Origin of the sequence: Nocardia transvalensis, assembly GCF_015477765.1 — a bacterium.
Taxonomy (GTDB): Bacteria; Actinomycetota; Actinomycetes; order Mycobacteriales; family Mycobacteriaceae; genus Nocardia; species Nocardia transvalensis_A.
Genome location: NZ_JADLQQ010000002.1, coordinates 532872 through 556408 on the forward strand (window position 1 = coordinate 532872; position 23537 = coordinate 556408).

Genomic DNA, 23537 nt, shown 5'->3' on the forward strand with positions numbered 1-23537 from the left:
GCGAGAGGTCACTTCGGGCAGTCGGGGAAGGGGTCGCCCGGGCGGATGGTCATGGCGGTGACATCGTCGGCGCGGTCGGTGGGGTTGGGGCGCAGTGGGCACAGGCGGACGACGGCGGGGTCCGGCCCGGTACGGTTGCCGCTGTTGTCGAAGGTGATCGGGCCGCCTGCGCCGACCACCGCCTGGTCGGGTGAGGTGAAGCCGCTGATCACGGTGTTGATGTCGGCGCGGGCCACCGATTTGCCCTGCGGCATGCTGTGCAGGGCCGTGGTGATCGTGGTGACCGAATCGAAGGCATTGATCGCCCAGCCGTCGTACGCGTGCCGGGGGTCGAAGCCCGCGGCGGCGAAAGCCTGTCGGTAGGTGTCGAATTGGGACGCACCGGCGCCGCTGCGTTCGGCGCCGGAGACCAGGCTCGTGAGCAGCCGCACCCGACCGGACGTGAAGCTGGGGGAGCTGAGCGCCTTGACGCGCAGGTCCTCGAGCAGGGGATCGGATTCGGCGATCCGCAGCCGGTCACCGTCGGAGGTGCTGACCACCGTAATCGTCGTCGCCGCGCACTGGCCGTTACCGATCGCCTCGTCCAGGCTGTAGAGGAAACGACCGAGGTCGCGACCGCGGGCCAGGTAGGCGACGGTGACATCCTCGGCCGCGGCACACACCCGACGGGCGGTCTGGATGACCGTACTAGCCTCTGCCGCATCGAATTTCACCTCGGGCAGGTTCTCCCCGTACTGGCGTTGCATCAGTGGCAGCGCGGTACACGTGTAGGGGTCCGAACCGCCGGTCGGCACCATCACGAAATCCGGCCGCGCGGTCACCACCTGACCGATCCGGCGGATCTGGCTGAAGACCCGGAACCCGACGCGGTAGTAGTAATCTCGCCCCACCCCGGCGCTGTATGTGTTGTCCGGATCGCAGCTGCGGAAATCCGGGTGGTCGTCGCGGGAACCGGTCCGATCGAATCCTTCCGCCGTCACGATGTCCGACACCATCGGAACCTTGTGTGCGTCAAGGGTATTGATGACCGCAACGGTGTCCTCGGCGCTGAGTCCGACCCCGGCCACCGCCACCACGTCGTCGCGTTCGGCCATGGAACGGGCCACCGCCACGGGATCGCCGTTGCCGCCGTAATCGCCCAGCTGGCCCACCACCAGCCGCACCGGATGCAGGCATCCGGTGCCGTTGGCCAGGCGCTGCCCGACGGCCATCCCCTCGAGTTCGGGAACGGCGCGAGAACCGGCGAACCGGTCGGTCATCGTCAGCAGCACTCCGACCGTGACCGGCGTGCCCTGACAGGATTCACTCGCGGAGCGATTCTGCTGATCGATGACCCGCATCACCGGGGTGAACTCGTCGATCCCGAAGGCGTAGGGCCCCTCGCTCAATCCCACGCACCGCGCGCCCGCCTGCCACGCGGCGGTGCTCGGACGCCAGCCGTCGTTGCAGGTCACCCAGTGGTGAATGGTCTTCCGTTCGGCGACACCCACGGCGAGCACCGCCACCAGCACCACGACCAGCCCCAGCGGCACCCAGTCGGTCCACGGGTGCGGAAACGGCCGGTTCGGGTCGGGCACGATGCGGCGCACCCATCGTCGCAGGCTCATCGGCGCGGTCCTTTCTACCGGTATCGTTGTGCGAGGGCGAAATAGTGATTGGCGCGCACCAGGAACAGATCCCGGGTGAGGGCGTGTCCGGCCAGGAACAGGTAGCTGTGCCCGATGAGCAGGCACAGGTGCTTACGCGGATCCTGCTCGGGTTCGTCCGGATCACGCCGGTTCGGATCGGTGACACAGGGGTCGAGTTCGAAGACCGGAACCGCCGCGATCAGCACCGCGATATGGTTTTCGACGGAGTCGGGCGCGTACCCGCGGCAGATCTGCCTGACGCTGGGCTGCACGGGGTCCAGGGTGGAGACGATCTCGTCGTAGAGCCGCAGCCAGCTTTCCGACGGCATCTCCGGCAGTTTCCTGGTCAAACTGTCCACGACCGCGGCATACTCTCGGCGCAGTCGGCGGTAGTGCAGCTGTGTCGCCTCGTCCTTGGCGTCGGCGGCGGCGCGCAGCCTGCCGCACACCTCCATCCACCCGGCCTTCGCGTCGGTTCGCGCGGCCAGCGCCCGCAGCCCCAGATAGCGCGCCAGCGGGTGCATGCGACGAGTCTCCGCGCTCGTCCCGGTCCACAGCGATTCGGAGGTCAACACGGGTGCGTCCGGACTGAAGACATCCGGCAGCATCGGCGCCAAAAGCCGTGCCTCCGACAGACTCCGGGCCGCCGACACGGTGACCAGGGCCTCGACCAGTTCGGGATGCAGCCGCCGCTGTGGGGTGAGGCTGCGGGCGAACACCCGCAGCAGGAATTCCTCGACCGAGTAGGTGGATTCGGGCTCCGGGCTGCGCAGCAGGGCATTGATGTTCTTGCGTAGCTCCGGATAACGCCCTATGGCGCGCAGACAGTGTTCGGTGCCTGCCGGGTGGCCGCGCGTGAGCCGGGTTACCGCAATGGCGGTGGCCTCGGCCGGAAAGGCTTCGGTGTGTTCGGCCAGCAGTTTGACCTCGCTGCCGGTCAATCCCGGCAGCACGGCCCTGATCCACGGCTCGGCGATCCGTTCGGGATGCTCGTGCACCGCGGGATCCGACCATTCGGCGCGGGGCGTCCGGTCGAGAGTGGTGGTGAGGAATCCGGACGTGGTCGTCACCAGGGTGACCGGATCGGCGGTAGGGCCATTGTCGTCCCGGATCAGTTGGCGTACCCGCAGAAACGAGGTAGTGAAGGCCGTCGCCGCCGGCACGTCGCCGTCGTCGAGCAGGATCAGGATGTTCGGTGTGCGTTCGGATCTGCGCGCCACGCTCTCGCGCAGATCCGCCAGCAGCGCCCCGGTGAGCACATCGTCCACACCCCGCTCGATCTCCGGGTCGCGGCGGCGGGCACGGATGCTGAGGTTGATCAGCTCCCGCTCCGGATCCCGGGCGAAGCGGAGATCACGGTGCCCGAACCAGGCCACCGCCTGCCGGAACCGCCGCCGCAGCCGGGCGCGCACCACGACGGCCAGCAGCGCACCCAGCCAATTCAGCGCCCGCGTCGCGAAGATCCAGCCGAACGGCAGTTGCAGCCCGGCAGCCAGTTCGCCCAACCGCTGGCCCAGATCGTCGACCAAGGCGCGCAGGCGCCGAGGGTCGCAATACTTGTCGAGTTCGGTGTGCAGCAGCTCGATCTGGTCGTCGGGGGCGAGCTTGCGGAACTCGGACTTCAGGGCGATGTGGGCGACCAGGGTGCGGGCGAGGATGAGGCGATATCCCGGAATCCGTTGCCCCAACCGCAGACTCACGGCCGCGACCAGCGGCCGCACCGGATCGCGGTCCGCCTCGTCATCGGGTTCCTCGGGCTCGTAGTCCAGGGGCGACACCAGTGCCGAGTGGGTGCGTCCATCCCAGCGCCGCCCGTACTCCTGCAGCATCGCGGTGCGGCCGGAACCGCCGCAGCCCTCCAGCACCAGGACCGGCCGAGGACGCGGTGTGCCGTCCCGACGGGGTGCCTCGGTCAGCAGATCCCCCAGCGCGATGAGATCGGTGCGCCCCACGAACACGCCATTGCCTCCCTTACGTGTGGGCGGGACTCTAACAGGATTGCCGTTGTCGCGCAGCGTAATTCGCGACGAATGGCTATTTGCTGTAAGTTTACCGACTGCTGAGTTTACCTGTTTTCCGCCGTACCCGGACAGACGTGAAAAGCGTGGGCCCCGACTTGTCCGCAATCCACGATATGGGCGAGGAACAGCCGCGCCGCGGGCGTGGGAGTGCGGGTGGTCACCGCATGCCACGGCCGGTCCAGAGGGGTGCCCTCGACGGGCAGCACCTCCAACTGCCCTTCGGCCACGTCGGTTTCGATGGCATCGCTGTGAATCAGGGTGACGCCCAACCCTTCCCGGGCCGCGGCCAGCACCGCCCCGTGGGTGCCCAGCGTCAGTGTCGGCGGACGGATCTGCAGCCGATCCAGCAGCGCCAGCGTGGTTTCCAAGGTGCCGGAGCCCTGTCCGCGTAGCAACCAGGTCGCCGTGCGCGGGTCCTGGCAGCGCCCGGGCGAGCCGACCACCACCAACCGGCTGGGGCGGCGGGCTCGCACCACCAGGCCGGTGTCGCGGGGCGGGCGTCCGGCGATAACGAGATCTGTTTCGTGATGCTGCAATTCGATGAACAACAGATCGCGCGGATGGATCGACAACCCCACTTCGATCTCGGGATAACGATCCCGAAACGACGCCAGCAGCCGCAGCAGTACGTACTCCCCGGCGGTAGCCACCACCCCTATACGAAGCCGACCGGTCTCGGCGCGACGCACCGCGGCCTGTGCCTCCTTCATCAGACCCAGGATGCTGCGGCAGTATTCGGCATAGACGCGTCCCGCCTCGGTGAGGGTGATGCCCCGGCCGGATTTTGCGATCAGCTTTGCGCCCAACTGCTTTTCGATGTGCGCGACGGCGGCGGAGGCGGCGGCCTCGGTGATGTGCAACTGGGCGGCGGCGCGGCGGATGCTGCCGTGGCGGGCGACCGCGAGGAATGTTTCCATTCGTACCGCACTCACCGTGCCCATCTTCAGACGGTAGCAAACCCAACGTTTCGGTTGAGCGAGACGAGAAACAATCGAATTGTTTGTCGGCACACCCGCCCGCATTCTGGATGCCCACCCCAACCGCGAACGGGAGGAATGATGGCCGACGATACCCGGAACCGGTGGGATCCCGGTGTGCAGTCCTATGCGTCGATGGGATACTACGACGCCGATTACGAACCCAAGGACTCCGACGTCCTCGCGGTGTTCCGGGTGACACCGCAGCCGGGTGTGGATCCCATCGAGGCGGCCGCGGCCGTCGCGGGCGAATCCTCCACCGCCACTTGGACAGTGGTGTGGACCGACCGGCTCACCGCGCACGACCGGTACCGCGGCAAGTGCTATCGCGTGGACGAGGTACCGGCCCGGCCGGGGGAGTACTTCGCCTATGTCGCCTACGATCTCGATCTCTTCGAGGAGGGCTCGATCACGAATCTGACTTCCTCGGTGATCGGCAATGTGTTCGGTTTCAAACCGCTACAGGCATTGCGGCTCGAGGACATGCGCATTCCGGTGGCCTACGTGAAGACCTTTCAGGGGCCGCCGCACGGAACCGTGATGGAGCGGGAATATCTCAACAAGTACGGGCGGCCGCTGCTGGGCGCGACGGTGAAGCCCAAACTCGGGCTGTCCGCGCGCAACTACGGGCGGGTGGTGTACGAGGCCTGCAAGGGCGGCCTCGATTTCACCAAGGACGACGAGAACATCAACTCTCAGCCATTCATGCGCTGGCGCGATCGCTACCTGTTTGCCATGGAGGGCGTGAACAAGGCGATCGCCGAAACCGGCGAGCTGAAGGGACATTATCTCAATGTCACCGCGGCGACGATGGAGGATATGTACGAACGCGCGGAGTTCGCCAAGTCGCTCGGCAGCGTGATCATCATGATGGACCTCACCGTCGGCTACACCGCCATGCAGTCGATGTCGAAGTGGGCGCGGCGCAACGGCATGCTCCTGCATCTGCACCGGGCCGGGCACTCCACCTTCACCCGGCAGAAGACCCACGGGGTGAGCTTCCGGGTGCTGGCCAAGTGGTGCAGGCTCATCGGCGTCGATCACCTGCACGCCGGGACGGTCATCGGCAAGCTCGAGGGCGACCCACACACGGTGAAGGGCTTCTACGACACGTTGCGCGACAACCACATTCCCGCCAATCCGCGCAACGGGATCTTCTTCGATCAGGACTGGACGAGCCTGCCGGGAGTGATGCCGGTGGCCTCGGGCGGCATCCACGCCGGGCAGATGCACCAGCTGCTGGACCTGTTCGGCGACGATGTGGTGCTGCAGTTCGGCGGCGGGACCATCGGGCACCCGATGGGGATCGCCGCGGGCGCGCAGGCCAATCGGGTGGCGCTCGAGGCGGTGGTCAAGGCCCGCAACGAGGGCCGCGACCTGCTGAAGGAAGGGCCGGACGTGCTGCGCAAGGCGGCCGGGTACTGCCAGCCCCTGGAGGTGGCGCTGGCCACCTGGGGCGATGTCACCTTCGAATACACCTCCACCGACGCCCCCGACGCCGTGCCCACGGTGACACCCTGAAACCCGAGGAGCCGCAATGTATCTGCGCCAGGGCACCTTCTCACATCTGCCCGAGCTCACCGACACCGAGATCGCCGCACAGGTCCGCTACGCCCTGCTCAACAACTGGCCGGTGTCCGTCGAGTACACCGACGATCCGCATCCGCGCAATGTGTATTGGGACATGTGGGGACTGCCGCTGTTCGATCTCGACGAACCCGAGGGCGTGCTCGCCGAGATCAACGCCTGCCGGGCGACGTTCCCGCACCATTACATTCGCGTCAACGCCTACGACTCGAGTTACGGGCGGCAGACGACCGCACTGAGTTTTCTCGTGCAGCGTCCGGCCGACGAGCCGGGATTCCGGCTGACGCGCACCGAATCCGACGATCGGCGCCAGCGGTACGGCTTCCACGCCTACGCCACCGATGCCTGTGCCGGCGAACGCTACGGCGGCTGAACGGCTTTCGGGCGGGAGTGATCGTGGGACATCCAACCGCACCGAGTGATCCTGGGCGGCCTTCCGGATTCCGGATGTATCGCCCAGGGACACAAGAGGTACGGCCGCCTGGCACACAGGAGCCGCCGGACCGGGACGAGGCCGATCCGGGCGAGCGGATCCTCGCCGACGACACGCTGTTGGATCTGTCGACGGATGTGGCCGGTAAGGATGTCGAGGACACGCTGGCCCGGCTCGACGCCGAGCTGGTGGGCCTGGCCAATGTGAAGAGGCGGGTGCGGGAGATCGCGGCCCTGCTGCTGATCGAACGGGCCCGCCAGCGCTTCGGGCTGGAGTCGCCGCGCCCGACCATGCACATGAGCTTCACCGGTGGGCCCGGCACCGGCAAGACCACCGTGGCGTTGCGGATGGCGGAGATGCTGCACGCGCTCGGCTATATCCGTAAACCCAAGGTGCACACGGTCACCCGGGACGATCTGGTGGGCCAGTTCATCGGGCACACCGCGCCCAAGACCAAGGAGGCCCTGGCCAAGGCCGCCGGGGGAGTGCTGTTCATCGACGAGGCCTACTACCTGTTCCGGCCGGAGAACGAACGCGACTACGGGCAGGAGGTCATCGAAATCCTGTTGCAGGAGATGGAGACCGAGCGGACCAGCCTGGTGGTGATCTTCGCCGGATACCCGGATCGGATGGAGAGCTTCTTCTCCGCCAATCCCGGATTGTCGTCGCGGGTGGCCCATCACATCGAGTTCCCCGACTACACCCACGAGGAACTGATGGCGATCGCCCGGCTGATGATCGACAGGCAGGACTTCCGCTTCGATGCCGACGCCACCGCCGCATTCGCGCGGTACCTGGAACTGCGCATGGCCCGTCCGCGCTTCGCCAACGCACGCAGCGTCCGCAACGCCCTCGACCGGTGCCGCCTGCGGCAGGCCAAGCGGCTGGTGGAACTGCACCGCCCCTTGAGCAAGAGCGACCTGATGACGTTGACGGCCGAAGATATCTACGGCAGTAGCGTTTTCACCCCGGAGGGACCATGCCCGAGGGACTGAAGACGCTCACCCGGTACACCATCGAGCAGGAGCACCGCCATCCCGGCTCCTCCGGTGAATTCTCCGCGCTGCTGAATGTGCTCGCCACCGCGACGAAGATCATTTCCAACCAGGTCACCCGGGGCCGGATCGTCGGGTCCCTGGGTGCGCAGCCTGCCGAAAGCCTGCCGCCGACCGTGCACCGCCGGATGGACGCCATCGCCAACGACATCATGGTCGCCGAAACCCAGTGGACCGGTCTACTGGCGGCGTTGCTGTCCGAGCAGATGGACGGCTTCCATCCCGTGCCCGCCGACTACCGGCGCGGGAAGTATCTGCTGGCGTTCGATCCGCTGGACGGATCGTCGAATATCGACGTGAATCTGCCCGTCGGAACGATTTTCAGCGTGCTGCGCGCTCCGGAGGACGATCGCGAACCCGGCGCCGAGGACTTCCTGCAGCCGGGAATACGGCAGGTGTGCGCCGGATTCACCCTCTACGGCCCGGCCACCATGCTGGTGCTCACCACCGGCAGCGGCGTCGACGGATTCACCCTCGACCGCGAGACCGGCGCGTTCGTCCTGACCCACCCGCGCATGCGGATACCCGAGGACACGTCGGGCTTCGCCATCAACGCCGCCAACGAGCGGTTCTGGGAGCGGCCCGTGCGCCGGTATGTGCACGAGTGCCTGGAGGGCGTGGACGGCCCGCGCGGCCGCGACTTCAACATGCGCTGGGTGGCGTCGCTGGTCGCCGATGTCTTCCACATCCTGACCCGCGGCGGAGTGTATCTGTACCCCTACGACACCCGCTATCCCGCGCGGCCGGGGCGGGTGTCGCTGCTGTACGGAGCCAACCCGATCGCCTTCGTCGTCGAGCAGGCCGGGGGAGCCGCGACGACCGGGCACGAGCGCGTCCTCGAGGGACAGCCGAGCGAACTGCATCAGCGCGTGCCGCTGATCTTCGGTTCCCGCAACGAGGTCGAGCGGATCGAGCGGTATCACCGCGAACCCGATGAAGGACCGAGCTTCGACGCCTCGCTGTTCGGCACGCGGTCGCTGTTCCGCCCTGCGCGCCACTGAGTTTCACCCACAGCCGAGTGGAGGTGCCATGTCGCTCAGACATCCCGTGGTCGCGATCACCGGATCCTCCGGTGCCGGAACGACGAGTGTCACCCGGACCTTTCAGGAGATCTTCCGCCGCGAGGGGATCAATGCAGTCATCGTGGAAGGGGATTCGTTCCATCGATACGACCGCGAGCAGATGAAGCTGGCGATGGCCGAGGCCGAGCAGACCCGCAATCTGCACTTCTCCCACTTCGGGCCGGAGGCGAATCTGCTCGACGAGCTCGAGACGCTGTTCCGCGACTACGGCGAGACCGGTGTAGGAATGGTGCGCCGGTATCTGCACGACGAGATCGAGGCCAAACCCTATGGGCAGCAGCCGGGTACCTTCACCCCCTGGGAGGAGTTGCCGCCGGGCAGCGATCTGCTGTTCTACGAGGGGCTGCACGGGGCAGCGGTCACCGAGGCGGTCGATGTCGGGTGCTATGCCGACCTGCTGGTGGGCGTGGTGCCGATCATCAATCTCGAGTGGATCCAGAAGGTCATCCGGGACAAGACCGAACGCGGCTACTCCAGTGAGGCCGTCATCGACACGATTCTGCGGCGCATGCCCGACTACGTGAAGTACATCTGCCCGCAGTTCTCCCGCACCTATGTGAATTTCCAACGGGTTCCGACGGTGGACACCTCGAATCCGTTCATAGCGCGCACGATTCCGACCGCGGACGAGAGCTTCGTGGTGATCCGGTTCGCCGATCCGAAGGTGATCGACTTCCCGTATCTGCTGTCGATGCTGCACGATTCGTTCATGTCGCGGCCCAACAGCATCGTGGTGCCGGGCGGGAAGATGGAGCTGGCGATGCAGCTGATCTTCACCCCGCTCATCCTGCGGTTGATGGACAAGCGGCCGCAGCGGCGCAGATAGTTCAGATTCGCTCGGACTGGCGCTCGGGCCGGCGATCGGACCCGCGCACCCAGCGGGGGTCGGCGCGCCAGGTGTAGGCGGCGACGATGGTGGACACGGCCACGGCCGCGAAGAGCATGTCGCGGCCGTCGACGATCAGGCTGACCAGGCCGCCGAGGACGGCGCCGAGCACGAACGAGCTCCACTGCACGGCATAACCGATCCACTCGCGGTGGGTGCCGCCGGCCACGTGGCGTTCGATGCCCTGGGCGAGTTTGACCAGAGTTCCGGTGACGTAGGTGACCGGGATGGACACCTCGCCGTTCTTGACGAACGAGGTGTTCAGCGCGCCCATGCCGAAGGCGACGAACAGGATCGGGGTGAGGCCCAGGTTCCGGTCGTGCCAGTGCAGCACGACATCGGCCACCGCGGCGGCGATGAGTGCGCCGGTGGTGATCAAGGTGGCGCCGTGGGGATGGTTGCGCCAGCAGTGCCGTCGGCAGATCGAGGCGATGATCACACCTGCGAGGAACGAGACGATCAGTCCGGCGGCGCCGGCGGCGAGGGTGTAGTCACCGAGGAAGTTGCCGAGCACAGCGCGTTCGGTATTGCCGGTCATGAAGGTCACGAAATATCCGGCCGAATGCGTGTAGGCGGCGGCCCCGATGAATCCGGCCAGCATCAGCAGCACCGACGACAGCCGGGTCTCCAGATCCCAGAACGGCTCGGGGGAGTCGAGAGGCTTCGGAGTCACAGCGACAGGCTAGCAACATATGCACGATCGTGCATCTTTTATTAACTGAGGTGATCCTGAGGGTTTACTGAACGCAACGAGGTCGTTACAAGATCAATAGCTGAATGCTACTCGATTGCCATCGACAATGCCATATGGAAGTTACGACCGTGCGGTCTCACTGCGGTTGAGGTTGGGGCAGGTAGGCCGCCAGGGCGGTGATGGTCGCGGCGCGGCCGAGGTCGAGGGCGCGGAGGAGGATGGTGGAGTCGCGCGCTACGCGGCCGATGGCGGGGGCGCCTGCGGGTGGGCGGATTTGGAGAACGGTGGGGTGGTCGGCTCGGGACAGTGATTGGCACGCCCGCACAACAACCAGGCGCCGTTGAGCGCCCCCGCCGACGAACCATAGACCGCGTCGAAACAGGCCAGCAGCCCCAACTCCTCGAGGGCCATCACCATGCCGTGCGAGTACGCCCCCCCGGGATGAGCCGCCCTCGATCACCAAAGCCAGCCGCGCCCCGTCGGTCCGCCGCCCGGGCAGACTACCCTCGGCGCCGCGTCGCGCAATGAGCTCACCGACCGCCGAACGCTGCGAACTTTCCGGCACGGCACACCCTTCCACCACGAGACAACGAAACCTGTGTAGCACAAGGTGTGCTTGTCCAGCCGATCCTGCCGTTCTACTATTCATTGTAGTAATCATGGGAGCGGTTGGAGTGCAATGGAATACGCACGGTGCTGTGTGGTCGGTGGGGGACCGGCGGGCATGATGGCCGGGCTGTTGTTGGCCCGGGCCGGGGTCCGGGTGACCGTTCTCGAGAAGCACAAGGACTTCCTGCGCGACTTCCGTGGCGACACGGTGCACCCCTCCACGCTGCGCCTGCTCGATGAGCTGGGGTTGGGGCGCCGGTTCGCCGCGCTACCGCAGCGAAAGCTCGAGCGTATGCACATGCAGATCGGCGAGAAGACCGTGCTGGCAGCAGATTTCACCCGGTTGCGCGGTCCGCATCGCCATATCGCCATGGTGCCGCAGTGGGACTTCCTGGACCTGCTGGCCGACGCGGCCGCCGCCGAACCGGCCTTCACCCTACGGCTGGGCGCCGAATTCACCGGGCTCATCAGCGAATCCGGCCGCGTCACCGGTGTCGAGTACCGAACCGTGGACGGCACTACCGAGACCGTCTCCGCCGATCTCGTACTCGCCTGCGACGGACGTGATTCGGCTGCCCGTGCGGCGGCCGGACTGCGGCAGCGACCGTTCGCCGTGCCGATGGATGTGTGGTGGATCCGCATCCCGTCACGTGCCGACGACCGGCACGACCGCACCGTATTCGCCCGTTTCGAGGCGGGCCGCGCGGCGGTGACCATGGACCGCGGCGACTACTATCAGACCTCTTTCCTGATCCCGAAAGGATCCGACGCCCGCCTGCGTGCCAAGGGGATCGACTGGCTGCGAACGCAATTGGCCGAACTGTTCGGCTGGGATGCCGATCTGCTCGCCGCCATCCGCGGCTGGGACGACGTCAAACTGCTCGAGGTCACCATGGGGCGACTGCCGCGCTGGTTCGTCCCCGGGCTGCTGTGTCTGGGCGATGCCGCCCACACCATGTCGCCGGTGGGCGGCGTCGGCGTGAACCTGGCCGTGCAGGACGCCGTCGCCGCCGCCCGTCTCCTGGTCGACCCACTGCGGCGCGGCGGGCTCACGACCGCCGATCTCGCTCGGGTGCAACGCCGCCGATGGCTGCCGACGGCCCTCGTCCAGCGTGGCCAGCGCGGCGAGCACGCCGCCGTTGTGCGACCCGCGCTCGACGGAACACTGAGGCGTGCGCCCGCACCGCTGCGCCTGCTCGATCGGTTCCCGATCCTGGCCGGACTGTCCGCATACGTCGGCGGTGTCGGTATCAGGCCGGAGCATGCTCCTGGTTTCGCTCGTCGGTGAAATGCTGTCGGCAGGGTGTGAAGGTGGGGCGTCGATTCGGGGCGGTAGGCTGCCGCGGATGCGGATCGAACCTACTCAGCGGCTCGTCGATACCGTGGCCTGGGTGCTGATCGAGGATGGTCGGATTTTGTGTGCGCGGCCGCGTGGGAAGGACGTTTTCTACATTCCCGGGGGCAAGCGGGAAGGTGGGGAGAGCGATCTGCAGACGTTGGTGCGGGAGATCGATGAGGAGCTGGCCGTCGCGCTGGTTACGAATACGGTGGCGCACGTGGGGACGTACGAGGCCGAATTGCCTGGGGCGGACGGCATTGTCCGGATGAGCTGCTATACCGCCGACTACATCGGCACCATTACTGCGAGTAGCGAGATCGACGATATCGCCTGGTTCGGCTACGCAGATCGTGATCGGGTGCCGCCGGTCGACCAGTATCTGTTCGACGATCTGGTGGCCCGCGGCATGCTTCCGCGAGAGTGAACCTGTTTAGTCGGGTAGGAGCGGAACCGACAGTCCTTCACCGCGGCCCAGCAGCGCCGCCCGCGTGACGGTGCCCGCGCCGAAGCGGTCGCGGAGTTCGTCGAGGGTCGCATCGAGCGTGGAATTCGGGCGCGGCTCGAAGGGGAGGGTCAGCTGCCGGGGGTCGGCATCCTCGAGGTTGGTCAGGGACAGGCCGATGAGGGTGAGGCCGCGGGCGTGGATCGTCGGCATGGCCGAGGCCAGCAGGGTGCGGGCGATGCGCAGGATGACCGGGCCGTGGTCGGTGGCCTCGGGCAGGGTGTGGGAGCGGGTGGCGCGGGCGAAGTCGTCGAAACGCAAGCGCAGCACCACCGTTCGGCACATACGGTGGGCGGCGCGCAGCCGGTGGCCCAGCCGGTCGGCCAGACCGTGCAGATAGGCCTCGATCTCGTCCGCGGACCGCGGCCGTCGACCGAGCGCACGCTGTGCGCCGATCGAGCGTCGTCGACGACCGGTGTCGACGCGGCGCGGATCCCGCGCCCACGACAAGGCGTACAGATGGCGGGCCGCGGCCCGGCCGACTATCGGCGACAAGTTCTGCTCGCCGAGCTCGGCCAGCTGCCCGATCCGCATGATGCCGTGGTCGTGCAGCGTCCGGGCGGTCACCTCGCCCACGCCCCACAGCCTCTCGACCGGCAGCGGATGCAGGAAATCCAGCTCCTGATCCGGCGAAACCACCAGCAGACCATCGGGTTTGGCGACCGCGCTGGCCACCTTCGCCAGGAATTTGGTCCGCGCCACCCCGACCGAGATCGGCAACCCCACCCGCGTGCGCACCTCGGCCCGCAGCCCGGCAGCGATATGGGCCGGTTCACCCGAGATACGCCGCAGCCCACCGACATCGAGGAACGCCTCATCGATCGAGATCCCCTCCACCTCCGGAGTGGTGTGGCGAAAGATCTCGAAGACCGCCCTACTGGCCTGCGCATACGCATTCATCCGGGGCGGCACCACGATCGCATGCGGGCACAGCCGCAGCGCCTGACGCGCATTCATCGGCGTGCGCACCCCATACGCCTTGGCCTCGTAACTGGCGGCCAGCACCACACCCCCGCCCACGATCACCGGCTTCCCCCGCAAGGCGGGATCATCGCGCTGCTCGACGGAGGCATAGAACGAATCCAGATCCGCATGCAGGATCGATGCCTCGGCCCGCCCGGCCGGGAGCAGACCCCGCGGTGCAGCAGAAACGAGTCGAGACACGAACATATGTTCGCATACGGTCGCTCGGTCCGCGACAGCGATGACCACGCCACAAGGGGATTACTGCGGAAAGGTTGCCATCTCCTGGATATTAACTATCCTTCAGATAGGCGCCGGGCCGTGAATCTCAGAGCGAACATCGCATCTCGCCATAAGGAGTAGCCATGTCCTACCGCACCGGCGACCAGCCCTGGCTCCGCCCGACCCTCTTCGCGACACTCATCGCCGCATTCATCACGCAGAGATCGATTGCCCTGCCCTACGTGTGGCGCAACGGACCGAAGTCGGCGCTCGACTTCTTCGTCGGCGACATTTGGAAGACAGCGCCCGGCCGTTTCGCCATGGTCGACCTCGCCTTTGTGTGTATCGGCTTCCACGCGTGGGCCTTCGCCGAGGCCCGGCGGCTCGGCATCCTGCGCTGGTGGGCGGTCTCGTTCGCGCTCACCGCGGTAGGTATCGCATCGGCCATGCCGTTCTTCCTCCTGGTCCGTGACTTCACGGTGAGCAACCTTGCGAGCAAGGAATGAGTCTCGCCGGCCCGCGAATCAGACGAGTAGTTTTCAGTCCGCGGCAGGTGTCGCGGTCGAGGGTGGCGGGGAATGGCTCAGGTAAGCGTCCACGACCGGGCTCGTTCGGGTGTCCGAGGTGCGGCGGATCAGGTAGGTGCTCATGGTCATGTCGATATCGGTGACAGGCAGGATCGCAAACGCGTTGGGATCTACATTGCGGAGGAAATCCGAGGCCGGGGCCAGGGCGGCGAATCGTTTTTCGTTGGCCAGCAGCAAGAGCATGCCGCCACTGTCGGAGAAGCGGAGGTCGGGGTCGGTGAGGATGCCCCGGTCGGCGACGCTCTGGCGCGTGCGCGCGGACAGTTCCCAATGCTTCGGGCCGAGGAGATAGGTGAAACCCTGCAAATCCTTGACCTGCAGCGACTCCCGGCCGGGAAAATGCGTCGCGTCGAGTACAACCACCAGCGCCTCGGTGTAAAGCAGCGTGGTACCGAGCGTGACGTCGGCGGCAGGAACACGCGAGAACGCGATATCGATCCGTTTGTCGAGCAGTTCGGCTTCCATGGCCAGCGACGGCTTCTGCCGCACCGCGATGCGGTATTCACCGGCGAGATCGCGGTTGGTCGCGGCGATCTGCGTGCGGTGATATGGGTTCAACGAATCGGGAATGGCGACCCGAACCTCCATGGACACCGCGCGCCGCCGAACCAACGCCGGGAGCTCGTCGAATTCCGCCACCAACCGGGCCGCGACCGGCAACAGCGCCTCGCCGGCCGAGGTCAGCCGGGTGTGATGGGTCGAGCGGTCGAACAACGGTGCCCCGAGTTCCCGTTCGAGCGCCTTGATGCGCTGGCTCAGCGGCGGCAGCGACATCCGCAACACGTCCGCCGCCTTGGTGAAATTCAATTCCCGCGCGACCGCGAGGAAGTACCGCAGATGACGGATCTCCATATCCAGGATGGTAATCGACGCCCGGACCGGGTTGTCTTATCGCGCCGATGAACACCGATCAGAGATCGAACGGTCATTCCGTTGTTCACCCCCGACGCTTACCTTGATTACCGAGGGAACAACACGACAACCCCAGGACCGGGATGGCGCTTACTCCGTGCCGACAACTCAATTTTCCGGAACACGTCCGACGGGCATCGCGTCCGTTTCTATCTTCGGAGATCGTCCGCCGCATTAAGATCAACGACGGCTTCACTCCGCCTTCGGTGGAATCATTCCCGCGCGGTGCAGGCCGAATTCCAGGCACCGGGTTCCGGTAAACGGCAGACACGATCGACCGTCCGAAGAGGTCCGGGTTCCGACGAGAAGGGAAGTCCGATGGACATTCTGCACATCGACGATCAGCTCACCGACGAGGAGCGCACTATTCGTGACACCGTGCGCGACTACGTCGACAAGAACATCCAGCCCCGAGTGTCCGGCTGGTTCGAAGAAGACACCCTTCCGATTCGGGAGCTAGCGCCGGAGCTGGGCAAACTGGGCCTGTTCGGGATGCAACTGAAGGGCTACGGCCTGCCGGGCTCGAGCGCGGTGGCCTACGGTGTGGCCTGCCGCGAGCTGGAGGCCGCCGATTCCGGTCTGCGCACGCTGCTGTCGGTGCAGGGATCGCTGGCGATGAGCTCCATCTACAAGTTCGGCACCGAGGACCAGAAAACCGAATGGCTGGCACGCATGGCCGCCGGTGAGGCCCTCGGGTGCTTCGGCAGTACCGAACCGCGCGGCGGCTCGGAGGTCGCTGCCATGCAGACCTACGCGCGCCGCGACGGCTCGGACTGGATCCTCAACGGTCACAAGAAATGGATCGGCAACGCCGCCCTCGCCGATGTCGCCGTGATCTGGGCCCAGACCGACAACGGCGTCCGCGGCTTTTTGGTGCCGGGAGGCACGCCCGGGTTCAACACCAGCGTCATCAAGCACAAGTGGGGGCTGCGCGCCGCGGTCACCTGCGAGATCGTCCTGGACAACGTGCGCCTGCCGGCCGAGGCGATCCTGCCCGGGACGACCGGCATCGAGAGCCTGCTGGCCTGCACGCTGGAAGCCCAGTACGGGATCCTGTTCGGAGTGACCGGCGCCGCGCGGACCTGCTACGAGACCGCGGTGGACTACGCGAAGTCCCGCCGGCAGTTCGGCCTCCCGATCGGCGGATTCCAGATGACCCAGCAGAAATTGGCGCGGATGGAGATCGCCCTCGGGCAGGCCGCGCTGGTGGCCATGCAGATCGGGCGACTCAAGGACCAGGGCAAGGTCACGCAGCCGATGGTGTCGTTCGGCAAGCTCGCCAACGTCCGCACCGCGCTCGAGGTAGCCCGCCAAGCCCGCACGATCCTGGCCGCCAACGGAATCACTCTCGACTACCCGGTGATCCGGCATATGAACAACCTCGAAGCCGTGTTCACCTACGAGGGCACCGAGGAGATCCACACACTGGTGCTCGGTGAAACCATCACCGGCCTGCCCGCCTGGTCACCTGCCGTACCGTCCCCCCTGACCGGAGCCACGAGTTCCTGAAAGTCGCCGCGAGAACTCGAATCCCGACAGGTGGCCATGTCGATACACAGAATACGAGCGGCTGAGGACCCCTTGGGGGGACCTCAGCCGCTCCGACTTGTCGAATGACGAATGCAGTCGCGGATGTCCTGTGGCCTGTCGAACGCACAATATGCGGTGAGCGTAGATGCTGATCTAGGGTGCCGGAGGGTGCAGAGGGCAGTACTTCATCAGGTCTGGCACCCCCGCCAGCTACCGACTCGGCCCTGCGGCGTGGGACGCGACCGTGACAGCGGCTGTCGTTGCCCTGCATATGAGTTACGAGTCCTGGGTGGGGCAGCGGTGGGATCTCGGCGAAGCGCCGCCCTCTCTCTCCTAGGGGTCGTCGGGGCGGCACCACAAGCAAGCCTCGGGGTGAGTTCTCGATGACGGGCGATCAGGCCGTGCTGCCGGGAACGTTCACCGTGATCTCCCCGCCGAGGTGGTAGCCCTCCGCCAGTCGCAGGTTGTCTCCGCTCCAGAAGCGGCCTGGGTCATACCAATTCGGGCGTTTGGCGGGGAGTAGCCCCATGCCCTGATACGTCAGGGCGACGACTTCTGCGCAGTATGCGTTCTCCAGACCGGCGTTGTCGGAGTCGCGCTTGTTCGACCGCTTCGGTCGTGGCATCCGGCCCAGCAGCCATCGGCCCGCCAGGGCGCTGGTGGACGGGAAGGGCATGCCGTCCAGACGTGCCACTACACGCAGCGCCGCATCCTCCATCTCGTGGGTCACCGGTCGGTCCAACTGACGCATCCACGCCTGCTGGCCGTACTCCTGGGTCCATCGGAGGACCGCAGCCCGCAAATCGTGGAGCTGGGCTCCCCGATGATGGTTGCCCGACCAGATATCGGGCAGCGTCCGGCCGAGTTCGGCATGCCACATCAGTGGCGGCAGGTCATCGATGACCAATGCCATGCCGACGTGGTTGACCGGACTGTTGGTCAATCCTCTGATCGCGCGGTCGGCGGGGGAGTGGCCGCGGAACAACCACAGATCTCCCGTTCGCGTGAGCTCCACCGCTTCGTCGAAGCCGATACTCGAAGGCGATTCGCGTGGCACGGCGACTAGCCTAGGCGCATGCGCTGGTCGAAGATATTGGGTCTGGCGGGGGTCGCGGGTGTCGCGGCGACCGGTGTGATCATCGTGCGGGCCGAACGCAAACGCCGCGCCTACACTCCGGACCAGGTTCGGGAACGGCTGCACGCACGCCTCGGCGATCAACCCGACCGCCGAGGATCTTGATCATCTCGGCTTGGTGGCCCACAGGATGACGTTCGTGCCGAAGAATTTCTTGCTCCACCCGATGTTCCGAAAACCGATTCCGCGCAGCACATCGGCGACATGCCGGGGTGACGCGAAGGCGAGGGTGCTGGATTCGAGATAGGTGTAGGAGGACCGGTCCGGGCTCGAGAACCCGGTGCTGGTCGCGAAGCACCGCGGTCAGGTCTTCGACGTTCCGGAGCAGATAGCCCGCCGTGATCCCGAAGTCGACACCCGTCACAGTGACCGTCTTCGACGGCCTGGTCGCCCTCAGCACCGATCAGTGGACCCGCTTCGACGAGGCGGGCCTGCTCCGCACCGACATCGACCGCACCTGGCCCCGTCTGCTGCCTCTGACCCTCGTAATCGGGCACGGTCATCCTGCGAGACATGCTCCTGCGCACCGGCCTGTTTCGGCATTGGCAGGAACGTTGTTGCCTCGGCTCTACCTAGGCGATGTCGATATCGGCGTAGATCGCGGCGTGATCGGACGCGGCGTGCACCTTGCTCGTCATGGTGTCGAAGTGGGGGAACAGGGTGCCGTTGACACCGCCCCAGACACCCTTGCGGAAGATTCCGGCGCGGGTGGTCCGGGCGAACAGGGCGGGAGAGAGCAGCAGGTAGTCGATCTTGTTGCTCTTGGTGCCGTTGCCGAAGGTGCCGGGCCGTTCCTCGTCCGGATCGCCGTCGTCGAAGTCGGCGACGTGGGCGATATCGGTGAGATCGGTTCCGTCGAGCAACGGCTCGAGGGGATCGCTGTCGGGGGTGTCGTTGAAATCGCCCAGCACGATCACGTGCTCGGTGCCGCTGTCGCGGAGCCGCCGATAGATCTTGGCGACCTCCTCGGCCTGACGGCGCCGGCGCCTGTTGCTGGCGGATTGGTTACCGCCGAACTTGCTTTTCAGGTGGTTGACCATCACCACGAACGACTGGCCCGCCAACCCGCTGCCGGAGGGAAACAGGAACCGGTATTCGGGGCAGTCGCGGCTGAAGATCCGATTACCCAACGGGCCGTCGTCGATGTGGGAGCGGATGTCCTGGATCGGGTACTCGTCGGTGGCCAGGATGCCGACGTCGATGCCGCGGGTGTCGTTGCCGTCGATCAGCATGACGTGCGGATACCGCGGCTCGTCTCCGCCGTCGCGGAGGAAACTGTCGCTGAAGCGGCTCAGGGTGAGCCGATCTTCGGCTTCGACGACACCGACGATGTCGGCGCCGACTTCGGCGAGGACGCGGGCCGTGTGGGTGACCGCGAGCGCGGGAATGGGATCTTTGATCAGGTCGACGAAGCCGACGAAGTCGTCGCGGCCCTCGGCGACGACGACGATGTCGTCCTCCCCACCGCCGCGCGGGCGTTTCAGAAGTTGGCCGCGGATCTTCCGCATGACGGCGAAGGTGTTCTTGCGCGCCGGGTCGCCGTCGTCGCGCAGCAGACGCAAGGTCTTCAACAGTCGAAGGATCTCGGTTTTGTCTGCGGCACTGTAGGTTTCGCGCTCGATCAGCTCGTTGATCCGGGCATGTGCGTCGAGAACGGCGGCGGCGACATCGGCAGGGGCGTTCATCGCGCGGGGTCGGGAGAAGAGGTTCTCGACGTTGTAGGAGGCGATTCGGAAGCTGGCGGCGGGCATGGCAGTACTCCGGTCGAGAGGGTGTGCAGCCGACGCGGCGACGGGCCGGTACGGCTGCACTGTGACCATGTATCGCCGCTCGAGCGCGAGTAGTTATCCCCGCGGGTTAATTAGAACGCGTTGTCATGACGATTCGCCGCCCCCGATCAGTGAACCCCTGGCTCTGATGTGAAACGTGTTCTAGTGTTGGTGAGCGAAGCTTTCCAGCGCCGGAAGATATGAGGAGATCACCACGCCATGCGTACCGAGATCTGCGAACGACTGGGTATCGACGTTCCCATCTTCGCCTTCACCCACTGCCGCGACGTTGCTGCCGCGGTGAGCAATGCCGGCGGACTCGGGGTGCTCGGCGCTGTCGGATTCACCGCCGAGCAGCTGGAGGTCGAGCTGGCCTGGCTGGACGAGCACGTGCACGGGGTCTACGGCGTGGATCTGGTCATTCCGTCCAAGTACGAGGGCAAGGGGCTGGACGGCCTGAGCCCGCAGGAGCTGGAAGCCGAACTGGCCAAACTGGTTCCGCAGGGCCACCGGGAATTCGCCGAGAAGATCCTGGCCGACCACGGTGTGCCGCACCTGCCCGAGGGTGAACACCACAATCAGCTGCTGGGCTGGACCGCCACCACCGCCGCCCCACAGGTGGAGGTGATTCTGCGGCATCCCAAGGCGAAGCTGGTCGCCAATGCGCTGGGCACCCCGCCCGACGACGTGATCAAACAGGTGCAGGACTCCGGGCGGTTGATCGGGGCGCTGTGCGGATCGGTCAAGCATGCCCTCAACCACAAGCGCGCCGGGCTGGATTTCGTTGTCTGCCAAGGGACAGAGGGCGGCGGGCACTGCGGTGAGATCTCCTCGCTCGTGTTGTGGCCGCAGGTGATCGACGCCGTCGGCGATCTGCCGGTGCTGGCCGCCGGAGGTATCGGCAGCGGCCGCCAGATCGCCGCGGCCATGGCGATGGGGGCGGCGGGGGCCTGGACCGGGTCGATCTGGCTCACCGTCGAGGAGGCGAATGTGCCTCCGGCCCAGATGCAGACCTATATCGACGCCTCCAGCCACGACACCGTGCGCTCGCGCTCGTGGACGGGTAAGCCCTGCCGCATGCTGCGCAACGACTGGACCGACGCCTGGGAGCGCGGCGACACCCCCGACCCGCTGCCCATGCCGCTGCAGATGATGGTCGCCCTCGACGGCGTCAAACGCGGCCACCGCTACCCCGAGGCCGCCAAGGAGGTCAACTTCAACCCCGTCGGCCAGGTCGTCGGCATGATGAAGAAGGTCGACCGCACCGCCGACGTCATGCAGAGGTTGATCGAGGAGTATCTGGAAGCCTGCGAACGGTTGAACAAGCTGAACAATGGGTGATGACCCTGTGCCCGCGCCCTGGGGGCGCGGGCACAGGGAATGAAGATCGGCGTCGGCGCGGGCACAGGGTGATGATGTTGGCGGGGGCGAGCATCTGGGACGGTGGTCGGACGGTCCTTGTGCCGCAGCCGAGGACGTGACCGGGCGGATGCGCAGGAGGCAGTGCGGGAGTCGGGTGATCGGTCCCCGGATGTCTTGGCGCACCGTAGGATCTGGCGGTGGGTATTGCTCAGTTGGGGTTGATCACGCTCGATTGTGCCGATGAATCGGGGCTTGCTGCGTTCTGGGCTGAGCTGCTCGGGGGTGAAATCGTCTATCGGGCAGAGACTGTCGCGGTGGTGCACAGTGCGAGGGGTGTGCTGGCCGCGGTTCGGGTGGCCGATTACCGGCCGCCGACGTGGCCTGGTGGGGCGACTCCGAACCACATGCATCTCGATCTGGTGGTGGCCGACCTCGATCTCGGTGAGCAGGAGGCCCTTCGGCTGGGGGCGCGCCGGGCCGAGGTACAACCGGACCCGGACCGCTGGCGGGTGCTGCTCGATCCGGCGGGGCATCCGTTCTGCCTGACGACCCATCTTCCGTTGCTACCGCTGGGTGATCGAGACACCGCATCGGAGTGAACACAACCCCGACACACCGGATTTACCGGTGATATTGGATACAGTGTCAGATACCCGTCAGTCCACGGTGTGACTCCGGCAACTGAACGCCTTGTGTCGCTTGCCGTTTGCCAGCACCGGTTGCCAGTGTGGTTGCCCGAGATGAGAAGTGCATATGGCGAGTGGTCGCAGCGCGGCCGCAGAGTAATCCTGCCCGTGGCCGTCACGACCCTCCTGCTGGCGGTCGTCGTCGGCGTCGCGGTGTCCGTCCTGCGATCCGAACACAGCGGGACCGGCGGGGGACCGGCGGCGACATCGGTCCCGGCGGCATCGGGGCGAGAGGTGGCCGACGATCTGGCGAAACTGGTTGTCGCGCCGGAGGCCCCGATGACCGGCTACAGCCGGGAGCAATTCCCGCACTGGGACCACAACAAGCCCGAACACGGCTTCGGCCCGGATTTCGCGCAATACGGCCGGTGCACCACCCGCGAGGTCATGCTGCTGCGCGATGCCGTGGGCCCGGTGCGTCTGGACCCCAAGACCTGTGAGCTGACGGTCGGCAAGGACGGCGGCTGGCGCGATCAGTACGGCGTACTCGACCGCAAGACAGGCAAACTCGCGCCCTACAAGTTCATCACCGATCCGAAGAGCGTGGACGCCGAGCATATCGTCCCGCTGGCGGAGGCCTGGCGCTCGGGCGCGGGCTCCCTCGACGAGAACACCCGCCGCGATATCGCCAACGACGCCGCCAACCTCGTCGCCTCCGATCCGTCGGCCAACCGGTCCAAGGGCGATCAGGATCCGTCGGGCTATCTTCCGCCGGGGAATTTCCGGTGTGCCTACGTCGCCCACTACATCAAGGTCAAGATAAAATACGGGTTGACCGTGGATCCCGCCGAGCAGTCCGCGCTGCGCACCGCAGTCGACGACTGCACCCGCCGAGGAGGGTTCGCATAATCGACATCGTCGCGATCGACACCAAGGCCGCCGTCATGACCCAGGAGGAAGGGACGGTGTCCGGCGACCTCGATGTCGCCGTCGACGAGTCGGGCACCGGCCTGGTGCGCTACCGCGGCACCGATATCTGGTACACCATCGGCAATCTCGACGGCAACCCGCCGCTGCGCTGGTCGTCGGTCACCGAACTCGCCTCCGCCATCGAGGCCGAAGCCGGAACCCGCGACGCCGCCGGGAACATCATTCCCTTCGAGGCCTGAGGTCGTCAGGACAGTTGTTCTGCGCGTTCCTTGACCGCAGCGGTCATGGACGTGAAGCCGGTGCGCAAGGCGGAGCCGAGAGTGGTGGTCACCAGCGGGCGCAGCCACCCGTCGAGCTCGAAGTGCGAGGTGTAGCGGCACCGGTCGGCGTCGAGCGGGGTGAGGGTGTGCGAGCGCAAGCTGCGGAGGGCGCCCAGCGGAACGGGCTTCATGCCGTAGCTGAATCCGACGCCGGGGGTGTGCGAGAGGATCCACTCGCGCTGTGCCCGTTCACCCGAGCCCAGGCGCACCTTCATATCGATCGGCGATCCCACCTCGAGGGTGCTCTTGCACCCGACGCAGAACGGATTCCACTCTCCGTACCGCTCGAAGTCGGTGAGCACCTTCCACACTGCGTCGGCGGACGCGCCGATCTCCACGCTCTGGTCGATCACGAAACCCATGCGAGA

General features: G+C 66.3%; 24 protein-coding genes. 14 read left to right on the plus strand and 10 right to left on the minus strand.

What is annotated here, in order from left to right; all coding sequences use genetic code 11:
* Positions 1-8 precede the first annotated feature (8 nt).
* The 3 genes from IU452_RS06535 to IU452_RS06545 all read right to left on the minus strand — a co-directional run bounded on the left by IU452_RS06535 (position 9) and on the right by IU452_RS06545 (position 4590).
* Positions 9-1607: an ABC transporter substrate-binding protein gene (locus tag IU452_RS06535; protein WP_195107971.1), complete on the minus strand. Its 1599-nt coding sequence runs from the start codon at positions 1605-1607 to the stop codon at positions 9-11.
* Between the two features lie 14 nt (positions 1608-1621).
* The gene (locus IU452_RS06540; protein WP_195107972.1) at positions 1622-3586 is read right to left on the minus strand and encodes a hypothetical protein; all 1965 of its coding nucleotides are present in this window, start codon (positions 3584-3586) and stop codon (positions 1622-1624) included.
* A gap of 107 nt (positions 3587-3693) precedes the next feature.
* Positions 3694-4590: a LysR family transcriptional regulator gene (locus IU452_RS06545; protein ID WP_228816700.1), complete on the minus strand. Its 897-nt coding sequence runs from the start codon at positions 4588-4590 to the stop codon at positions 3694-3696.
* Positions 4591-4707: 117 nt separating this feature from the next.
* Between IU452_RS06545 and IU452_RS06550 the strand changes: the two genes are divergently transcribed.
* From IU452_RS06550 to IU452_RS06570, 5 genes are all read left to right on the plus strand, one after another.
* Positions 4708-6147 (plus strand): form I ribulose bisphosphate carboxylase large subunit, encoded by a 1440-nt coding sequence (locus IU452_RS06550; RefSeq protein WP_195107973.1) that lies wholly within the window; start codon positions 4708-4710, stop codon positions 6145-6147.
* 16 nt (positions 6148-6163) lie between these two features.
* The gene (locus IU452_RS06555; protein WP_195107974.1) at positions 6164-6586 is read left to right on the plus strand and encodes a ribulose bisphosphate carboxylase small subunit; all 423 of its coding nucleotides are present in this window, start codon (positions 6164-6166) and stop codon (positions 6584-6586) included.
* A gap of 74 nt (positions 6587-6660) precedes the next feature.
* The gene (locus tag IU452_RS06560) at positions 6661-7641 is read left to right on the plus strand and encodes an AAA family ATPase (RefSeq protein WP_195107975.1); all 981 of its coding nucleotides are present in this window, start codon (positions 6661-6663) and stop codon (positions 7639-7641) included.
* Complete coding sequence (locus IU452_RS06565; RefSeq protein ID WP_195107976.1) at positions 7626-8702, plus strand: class 1 fructose-bisphosphatase; 1077 nt, start codon at positions 7626-7628, stop codon at positions 8700-8702. The genes IU452_RS06560 and IU452_RS06565 overlap by 16 nt, the downstream gene beginning before the upstream one ends.
* A 28-nt stretch (positions 8703-8730) precedes the next feature.
* Entirely contained in the window at positions 8731-9609 is an 879-nt protein-coding gene (locus IU452_RS06570) for a phosphoribulokinase (protein WP_195107977.1), read from the plus strand.
* A 1-nt stretch (position 9610) separates the two neighbouring features.
* On the opposite strand, the gene IU452_RS06575 is transcribed toward IU452_RS06570, so the two are convergent.
* The gene (locus IU452_RS06575; RefSeq protein WP_324192469.1) at positions 9611-10342 is read right to left on the minus strand and encodes a YoaK family protein; all 732 of its coding nucleotides are present in this window, start codon (positions 10340-10342) and stop codon (positions 9611-9613) included.
* A gap of 255 nt (positions 10343-10597) precedes the next feature.
* Positions 10598-10780 carry a hypothetical protein gene (locus IU452_RS39435; protein WP_416382280.1) on the minus strand — a complete coding sequence of 61 codons (183 nt, stop codon included), beginning with the start codon at positions 10778-10780 and terminating at the stop codon, positions 10598-10600.
* 262 nt (positions 10781-11042) lie between these two features.
* On the opposite strand from IU452_RS39435, the gene IU452_RS06585 reads away from it, so the two are divergent.
* A complete protein-coding gene (locus IU452_RS06585; RefSeq protein ID WP_195107978.1) occupies positions 11043-12260 on the plus strand; it encodes an FAD-dependent oxidoreductase in 1218 nt (405 codons plus the stop codon).
* A 58-nt stretch (positions 12261-12318) separates the two neighbouring features.
* The gene (locus IU452_RS06590; RefSeq protein WP_195107979.1) at positions 12319-12735 is read left to right on the plus strand and encodes an NUDIX hydrolase; all 417 of its coding nucleotides are present in this window, start codon (positions 12319-12321) and stop codon (positions 12733-12735) included.
* A 6-nt stretch (positions 12736-12741) separates the two neighbouring features.
* Here the strand turns inward: IU452_RS06590 and dinB are convergent, their stop codons facing one another.
* Positions 12742-13983: a DNA polymerase IV gene (dinB, locus tag IU452_RS06595; protein WP_195107980.1), complete on the minus strand. Its 1242-nt coding sequence runs from the start codon at positions 13981-13983 to the stop codon at positions 12742-12744.
* Positions 13984-14141: 158 nt separating this feature from the next.
* Here dinB and IU452_RS06600 point away from each other — a divergent pair, with 158 nt between their 5' ends.
* The gene (locus IU452_RS06600; protein ID WP_195107981.1) at positions 14142-14504 is read left to right on the plus strand and encodes a DUF2834 domain-containing protein; all 363 of its coding nucleotides are present in this window, start codon (positions 14142-14144) and stop codon (positions 14502-14504) included.
* A gap of 33 nt (positions 14505-14537) precedes the next feature.
* On the opposite strand, the gene IU452_RS06605 is transcribed toward IU452_RS06600, so the two are convergent.
* A complete protein-coding gene (locus tag IU452_RS06605) occupies positions 14538-15437 on the minus strand; it encodes a LysR family transcriptional regulator (protein WP_195107982.1) in 900 nt (299 codons plus the stop codon).
* A 378-nt stretch (positions 15438-15815) separates the two neighbouring features.
* On the opposite strand from IU452_RS06605, the gene IU452_RS06610 reads away from it, so the two are divergent.
* Positions 15816-17006: an acyl-CoA dehydrogenase family protein gene (locus tag IU452_RS06610; protein WP_195107983.1), complete on the plus strand. Its 1191-nt coding sequence runs from the start codon at positions 15816-15818 to the stop codon at positions 17004-17006.
* A 415-nt stretch (positions 17007-17421) separates the two neighbouring features.
* Here IU452_RS06610 and IU452_RS06615 read toward each other — a convergent pair whose 3' ends face one another.
* Positions 17422-18084 (minus strand): hypothetical protein, encoded by a 663-nt coding sequence (locus tag IU452_RS06615; RefSeq protein WP_324192471.1) that lies wholly within the window; start codon positions 18082-18084, stop codon positions 17422-17424.
* 18 nt (positions 18085-18102) lie between these two features.
* Here IU452_RS06615 and IU452_RS06620 point away from each other — a divergent pair, with 18 nt between their 5' ends.
* Positions 18103-18267, plus strand: coding sequence for a hypothetical protein (locus IU452_RS06620; RefSeq protein ID WP_195107984.1), 165 nt, complete (start codon positions 18103-18105; stop codon positions 18265-18267).
* Between the two features lie 467 nt (positions 18268-18734).
* On the opposite strand, the gene IU452_RS06625 is transcribed toward IU452_RS06620, so the two are convergent.
* Positions 18735-19913, minus strand: coding sequence for an endonuclease/exonuclease/phosphatase family protein (locus IU452_RS06625; protein ID WP_195107985.1), 1179 nt, complete (start codon positions 19911-19913; stop codon positions 18735-18737).
* 237 nt (positions 19914-20150) lie between these two features.
* On the opposite strand from IU452_RS06625, the gene IU452_RS06630 reads away from it, so the two are divergent.
* The 4 genes from IU452_RS06630 (at position 20151) to IU452_RS06645 (ending at position 23088) form a co-directional block, all read left to right on the plus strand.
* Positions 20151-21272 (plus strand): NAD(P)H-dependent flavin oxidoreductase, encoded by a 1122-nt coding sequence (locus tag IU452_RS06630; RefSeq protein ID WP_195107986.1) that lies wholly within the window; start codon positions 20151-20153, stop codon positions 21270-21272.
* A 218-nt stretch (positions 21273-21490) separates the two neighbouring features.
* Positions 21491-21892: a VOC family protein gene (locus IU452_RS06635; protein ID WP_195107987.1), complete on the plus strand. Its 402-nt coding sequence runs from the start codon at positions 21491-21493 to the stop codon at positions 21890-21892.
* 141 nt (positions 21893-22033) lie between these two features.
* Complete coding sequence (locus IU452_RS06640; protein WP_195107988.1) at positions 22034-22828, plus strand: HNH endonuclease family protein; 795 nt, start codon at positions 22034-22036, stop codon at positions 22826-22828.
* Positions 22829-22863: 35 nt separating this feature from the next.
* Positions 22864-23088, plus strand: a complete 225-nt coding sequence (locus IU452_RS06645) for a hypothetical protein (RefSeq protein WP_195107989.1) — start codon at positions 22864-22866, stop codon at positions 23086-23088.
* A 5-nt stretch (positions 23089-23093) separates the two neighbouring features.
* On the opposite strand, the gene IU452_RS06650 is transcribed toward IU452_RS06645, so the two are convergent.
* Entirely contained in the window at positions 23094-23531 is a 438-nt protein-coding gene (locus IU452_RS06650) for an SRPBCC domain-containing protein (protein ID WP_195107990.1), read from the minus strand.
* Between the last annotated feature and the right edge of the window lie 6 nt (positions 23532-23537).

Excerpts from the sequence above, each read along its gene's own strand:
- IU452_RS06535 (WP_195107971.1), bottom strand. The coding sequence starts at position 1,607 with ATGAGCCTGCGACGATGGGTGCGCCGCATCGTGCCCGACCCGAACCGG.
- IU452_RS06545 (WP_228816700.1), bottom strand. The coding sequence starts at position 4,590 with ATGGGCACGGTGAGTGCGGTACGAATGGAAACATTCCTCGCGGTCGCC.
- IU452_RS06550 (WP_195107973.1), top strand. The coding sequence starts at position 4,708 with ATGGCCGACGATACCCGGAACCGGTGGGATCCCGGTGTGCAGTCCTAT.
- IU452_RS06555 (WP_195107974.1), top strand. The coding sequence starts at position 6,164 with ATGTATCTGCGCCAGGGCACCTTCTCACATCTGCCCGAGCTCACCGAC.
- IU452_RS06560 (WP_195107975.1), top strand. The coding sequence starts at position 6,661 with ATGTATCGCCCAGGGACACAAGAGGTACGGCCGCCTGGCACACAGGAG.
- IU452_RS06565 (WP_195107976.1), top strand. The coding sequence starts at position 7,626 with ATGCCCGAGGGACTGAAGACGCTCACCCGGTACACCATCGAGCAGGAG.
- IU452_RS06570 (WP_195107977.1), top strand. The coding sequence starts at position 8,731 with ATGTCGCTCAGACATCCCGTGGTCGCGATCACCGGATCCTCCGGTGCC.
- IU452_RS39435 (WP_416382280.1), bottom strand. The coding sequence starts at position 10,780 with ATGGTGATGGCCCTCGAGGAGTTGGGGCTGCTGGCCTGTTTCGACGCG.
- IU452_RS06585 (WP_195107978.1), top strand. The coding sequence starts at position 11,043 with ATGGAATACGCACGGTGCTGTGTGGTCGGTGGGGGACCGGCGGGCATG.
- IU452_RS06590 (WP_195107979.1), top strand. The coding sequence starts at position 12,319 with ATGCGGATCGAACCTACTCAGCGGCTCGTCGATACCGTGGCCTGGGTG.
- dinB (WP_195107980.1), bottom strand. The coding sequence starts at position 13,983 with ATGTTCGTGTCTCGACTCGTTTCTGCTGCACCGCGGGGTCTGCTCCCG.
- IU452_RS06600 (WP_195107981.1), top strand. The coding sequence starts at position 14,142 with ATGTCCTACCGCACCGGCGACCAGCCCTGGCTCCGCCCGACCCTCTTC.
- IU452_RS06605 (WP_195107982.1), bottom strand. The coding sequence starts at position 15,437 with ATGGAGATCCGTCATCTGCGGTACTTCCTCGCGGTCGCGCGGGAATTG.
- IU452_RS06610 (WP_195107983.1), top strand. The coding sequence starts at position 15,816 with ATGGACATTCTGCACATCGACGATCAGCTCACCGACGAGGAGCGCACT.
- IU452_RS06620 (WP_195107984.1), top strand. The coding sequence starts at position 18,103 with ATGCGCTGGTCGAAGATATTGGGTCTGGCGGGGGTCGCGGGTGTCGCG.
- IU452_RS06625 (WP_195107985.1), bottom strand. The coding sequence starts at position 19,913 with ATGCCCGCCGCCAGCTTCCGAATCGCCTCCTACAACGTCGAGAACCTC.
- IU452_RS06630 (WP_195107986.1), top strand. The coding sequence starts at position 20,151 with ATGCGTACCGAGATCTGCGAACGACTGGGTATCGACGTTCCCATCTTC.
- IU452_RS06640 (WP_195107988.1), top strand. The coding sequence starts at position 22,034 with ATGAGAAGTGCATATGGCGAGTGGTCGCAGCGCGGCCGCAGAGTAATC.
- IU452_RS06645 (WP_195107989.1), top strand. The coding sequence starts at position 22,864 with ATGACCCAGGAGGAAGGGACGGTGTCCGGCGACCTCGATGTCGCCGTC.
- IU452_RS06650 (WP_195107990.1), bottom strand. The coding sequence starts at position 23,531 with ATGGGTTTCGTGATCGACCAGAGCGTGGAGATCGGCGCGTCCGCCGAC.